This window comes from Cetobacterium sp., from assembly GCF_048470075.1.
Taxonomy (GTDB): domain Bacteria; phylum Fusobacteriota; class Fusobacteriia; order Fusobacteriales; family Fusobacteriaceae; genus Cetobacterium_A.
This window is the reverse complement of sequence record NZ_DBGBQB010000087.1, coordinates 1-4,618: the sequence shown is the minus strand read 5'-3', so window position 1 is coordinate 4,618 and position 4,618 is coordinate 1. Positions and strand designations below refer to the sequence as shown.

Sequence of the window (4,618 nt, the reverse complement as noted above, 5' to 3'; positions counted from 1 at the left end):
TTTTTAAGAACAAAATTTATTAAATAAGGAGGTAAGATGACTAAATTAAATCAATATCAAACACCTATATTCTCAACACTGAAGGACGTATATGCGAAAAGAGATATAATTCCTTTCCATGTTCCAGGGCATAAGAGAGGAAAGGGAATGGATAAAGAGTTTTACGAGTTTATGGGACCTAATCCCTTCTCAATTGATGTAACTATCTTTAAGATGGTTGATGGATTACACAATCCAAAAAGTTGTATAAAAGAAGCACAAGAGTTAGCAGCTGACGCTTATGGAGCAAAGAAGACCTTTTTCGCTGTCAACGGAACATCAGGAGCAATTCAAGCAATGATTATGTCTGTTGTAAAGCCAGGAGAGAAAATATTAGTCCCTAGAAATGTACATAAGTCAGTTTCTGGTGGAATTATATTAAGTGGATCAACTCCAGTATATATGAATCCTGAAGTAGATGACGAATTAGGAATAGCTCATGGAGTTAGACCAGAAGTTGTTGAAAATATGCTAAAGCAGCATCCAGATACAAAGGCTGTTTTAATCATTAACCCAACATACTATGGAGCGGCAACTGATATCAAAAAGATTGCAGATATAGTTCATAGCTATGATATTCCTTTAATAGTTGATGAGGCTCACGGAGCTCACTTACACTTCCATGAAGAGTTACCAATATCAGCAATAGATGCAGGGGCAGATATTTGCTGTCAAAGTACTCATAAAATAATTGGAGCAATGACACAGATGTCAATGTTACATGTAAACTCAACAAGAGTTGATGTAAATAGAATACAACAGATACTAAGTATTTTACATACAACATCACCTTCATATCCGTTGATGGCATCATTAGATTGTGCTAGAAGACAGATTGCTACTGAGGGAAGAGAGTTATTAACAAGAACATTGAAGTTAGCAAGAGATCTAAGAGCAGAGATCAACAAAATACCAGGTATTTTCTCATTTGGAAAAGAGATTGTAGGAAGATACGGAATCTATGATTTTGATGAAACAAAACTTTCTATATCAGCAAGAGAGTTAGGATTAACTGGTTTTGAATTGGAAACTCTACTTATTGATGACTATAATATTCAGGTTGAACTATCAGATTTCTACAATGTATTAGGATTAATTACATTGGGAGATGATGAAGTAAGTACAGGTAAGTTATTAGATGCTTTAAAAGATATAAGTAAGAGATTCTTCGGAAAGGATAAAAAAATAGCTGAATCTGTAGGTAGAATGCCGACAATTCCAGAGTCTATCTTAATACCTAGAGAAGCTTTCTACAGTGAGAATAACAAAATTAAATTCTTAGAGAGTGAAGGTAAGATATGTGCTGAGATGATTATGGCATATCCACCAGGAATACCAGTAATATATCCAGGAGAAAGAATTACAAAAGATATAATTACATATATTCAAAATTTAAAGGCAGCAAAACTTCATGTTCAAGGAATGGAAGATCCTGAGTTAGAGTATATAAAAGTTATAGATGAAGAAGATGCTGTATACTTATACACAGAAAAAATGAAAAATAAAATGTTTGCTGTTCCAATGAACTTAGGAGCAAACAAAGCTGGTATTGAGTTTGGACCAGAAGTTTTAGAGGAGTATTTCCCAGATACATTTGGAGAGATGACTTATATAGATGTTGAAAAGCAGAGAGAAAACTTTAATGAGTGGTCATTAAAATATAAGAATACAATACTTAACACTTGTGAGAAGTTAGCAACTGCAGTAAATGAGGCAGTAAGAGATGGATATAGACCAATAACTGTAGGTGGAGACCACTCAATCGCTCTAGGATCAATATCTGGAGTAGCATTAGAAAAAGAGATAGGTGTAATATGGATTGACGCTCATGGAGATATGAACACTGATGAGACAACAATGTCAGGAAATATCCATGGTATGCCATTAGCACTTTTACAAGGAGCTGGAGATAGAGACTTAGTAAACTGTTTCTATGAAGGAGCTAAAATTGACAGTAAAAATGTTGTTATTTTAGGAGCTAGAGACCTAGATGTAAAAGAAAGAGACGTTATAGAGGAATTAGGAGTGAAAGTAATCCCTTATGATGAGGTTGTTCATAAAGGATTAGACAATGTTTTAGAAGAGATTAAGAACTATTTGAAAATTGATAATATTCATATAAGTTTTGATGTGGATTCAGTTGATCCAGAGTTTGCACCAGGAGTAAGTACACCAGTTAGAAATGGATTTACTCCAGAGGAGATGTTTAAGACATTTAGATTCCTATTTAAAAACTACTCTATAACATCGGTAGATATAGTGGAATACAATCCAGTAAATGATAAAAATGAGAAAACTATGAATTTTGTAAATGATCTAACGGAGTTTGTATTAAATCCAAACGTATAAGTATATAGAGGTGTGAGATGAAAAAGGCGGTATTAGCTAATTTAGAGCAAAATTATTCAACGTATAGTAAAAGTTTTAAAAAAATTGTGGACTTTATAAAGCATAATCAGAGTATAGTGTCATTTATTTCAATAAATGAGCTAGCTAAAGAGACAGGAACTAGTCCAGCTACAATTACAAGATTTTCAAAAAATTTAGGGTTTAAAGGTTATCCAGATTTCCAAAGAGTTTTCCAAAAAGATGTTGAAATATCAACTTCTCAAATGAAAGAGTTTAGAGAGGAGATAGATTCAGTTTCAAAAGATGGAATATTATCAGAAATTATAACTACAAACATAGAGCTTTTAGAAGAGATAGATATTGTAACTATAGAGGAACAGCTAGAAAAAGCTATGGAAATGATAAAAAATAGTAGAAAGTTATATATATTAGGTGCAAGAGGATCTTATGCATTGGCATATTATCTATATTTTATGCTAAAAGAATTAAGAGAGGATGTGGAGTTAATGATATCAGGAGCGTCTGATTTCACTGATAAACTTCTATACTCAAGCCCTGATGATGTGTTGTTTACAATATCATTCCATCCATATACAAACTTTACTTGTCAAGTAACTGAGTTTTTTAAAGAACAGGGAAATAAAATAATTACTATGACTGATAAAAAAGACTCTGTTTTAGGAAATATATCGGATTTAGTAATCACCACAAAAAATGGAGGAAAAGCTTATACTTTTGTTCCAGGAATAATTATTTTAAATGCTTTACTTTTAAAATTTGGTAAAGAGAATAAAGAGGAAAGCATTGAGAGATTGGATAAATTAAAGAAAATAACAGATAGATTCAATATTTATCAAAGATAAAAAAAGAAGCTGTTGCAAATTGATGGGATTAATCATCAATTTGCTTCAGCTTCTTTGCTTTTATATTTTTTCTAAAAAAAATTATTAACTTTCAAAATCTACGTATTCTAAAAACTCTAAATCCAAATCTTTTGCAACTGTTTTATCAACTAACTTTCCATTAAAAATACTAAGTCCAGCAAGTAAATTAGTATGTTTTTTACAAGACTCTACAACTCCTAGAGAAGCAAGTTCTCTAGCATATTTAAGAGTTGCATTATTTAGAGCATATGTAGATGTAAGAGGAGATGCACCAGGAATATTGGCAACACAATAGTGTAGAATTCCGTGAACTAAATAAACTGGATTTTCATGAGTTGTAGGTTTTGAAGTTTCAAAACAACCGCCTTGATCAATAGCTACATCAACTAGAACAGAACCTTTTTCCATTTTTTTAATCATCTCTTCAGTTATAAGTTTAGGGGCTTTAGCTCCAGGAAGAAGAATACAACCAATGACTAAATCGGCATCGATAATTGAATTTTCTATGTTTGCTTTAGTTGAGTATAGAGTTTTTATTTGAGTTCCATAGATATCATCAAGATAGCTAAGTTTATCGATATCAATATCTAGAACAGTGACATCAGCTCCCAATCCAACCGCAACTTTAAGAGCACTTTGTCCGGATACCCCAGCACCAATAATAACAACTTTACCAGGTAAAACTCCAGTAGCACCACCCAATAAAATACCTTTTCCACCATTATTCTTTTGTAAATAATTTGCACCAACTTGTACAGCAACTTTACCAGCAACTTCAGACATAGGCCTCAATAGAGGTAAAGAGTTATTTTTGCCAGTAATAGTTTCATATGCTATAAAAGTAGCACCAGTTTTCATAAGAGCTTCTGTCAATACCTTATCAGCTGCTAGATGAAGATAGGTATAGACTATATGATGTGGCTTAAACAGTGCAATCTCTGATGGTTGTGGTTCTTTAACTTTAATAATCATATCTGAACTATTAAAAATCTCTTCAGGAGTATTCAATATAAAAGCCCCAACTTCTTCATACTGTTGATCAGTAACTCCAATACCAGCAGCAGCATTTTTTTCTACATAAACTGTGTGCCCATCACCAACTAGTTGAGCCACAGCATAAGGTAAAAGACCAACTCTGTTCTCATTGTTTTTAATCTCTTTAGGAATTCCAATTCTCATACTACTCCTCCTTTAAACTATGATATTTTTATTAAACTCTATCATAACACCAGTTTATTTCATTAGTTTGAGCACTTCAATAAGGTTAAAAAAATTTTTATCTTAATTTATAATATTAAAACTTTATGAGAAACTCTTTAAATATAATATTTTAAAGGATATTAGTG

Annotated in this window: 3 protein-coding genes; 2 read left to right on the top strand and 1 reads right to left on the bottom strand. The window is 32.2% G+C overall.

Annotated elements, in window-relative coordinates:
• Nucleotides 1-36: 36 nt before the first annotated feature.
• Entirely contained in the window at nt 37-2,388 is a 2,352-nt protein-coding gene (locus tag ACMOUI_RS03335; protein WP_418964329.1) for an aminotransferase class I/II-fold pyridoxal phosphate-dependent enzyme, read from the top strand.
• Nucleotides 2,389-2,405: 17 nt separating this feature from the next.
• On the top strand, nt 2,406-3,251 hold the full coding sequence (locus ACMOUI_RS03330) for a MurR/RpiR family transcriptional regulator (protein WP_418964328.1): 846 nt from the start codon (nt 2,406-2,408) through the stop codon (nt 3,249-3,251).
• An 84-nt stretch (nt 3,252-3,335) separates the two neighbouring features.
• Here the strand turns inward: ACMOUI_RS03330 and ald are convergent, their stop codons facing one another.
• Nucleotides 3,336-4,451, bottom strand: coding sequence for an alanine dehydrogenase (gene ald / locus ACMOUI_RS03325; protein ID WP_418964327.1), 1,116 nt, complete (start codon nt 4,449-4,451; stop codon nt 3,336-3,338).
• Between the last annotated feature and the right edge of the window lie 167 nt (nt 4,452-4,618).

Bases quoted from the DNA above. Each gene is read 5' to 3' on its own strand.
- ACMOUI_RS03335 (WP_418964329.1), top strand. From the start codon at position 37: ATGACTAAATTAAATCAATATCAAACACCTATATTCTCAACACTGAAG.
- ACMOUI_RS03330 (WP_418964328.1), top strand. From the start codon at position 2,406: ATGAAAAAGGCGGTATTAGCTAATTTAGAGCAAAATTATTCAACGTAT.
- ald (WP_418964327.1), bottom strand. From the start codon at position 4,451: ATGAGAATTGGAATTCCTAAAGAGATTAAAAACAATGAGAACAGAGTT.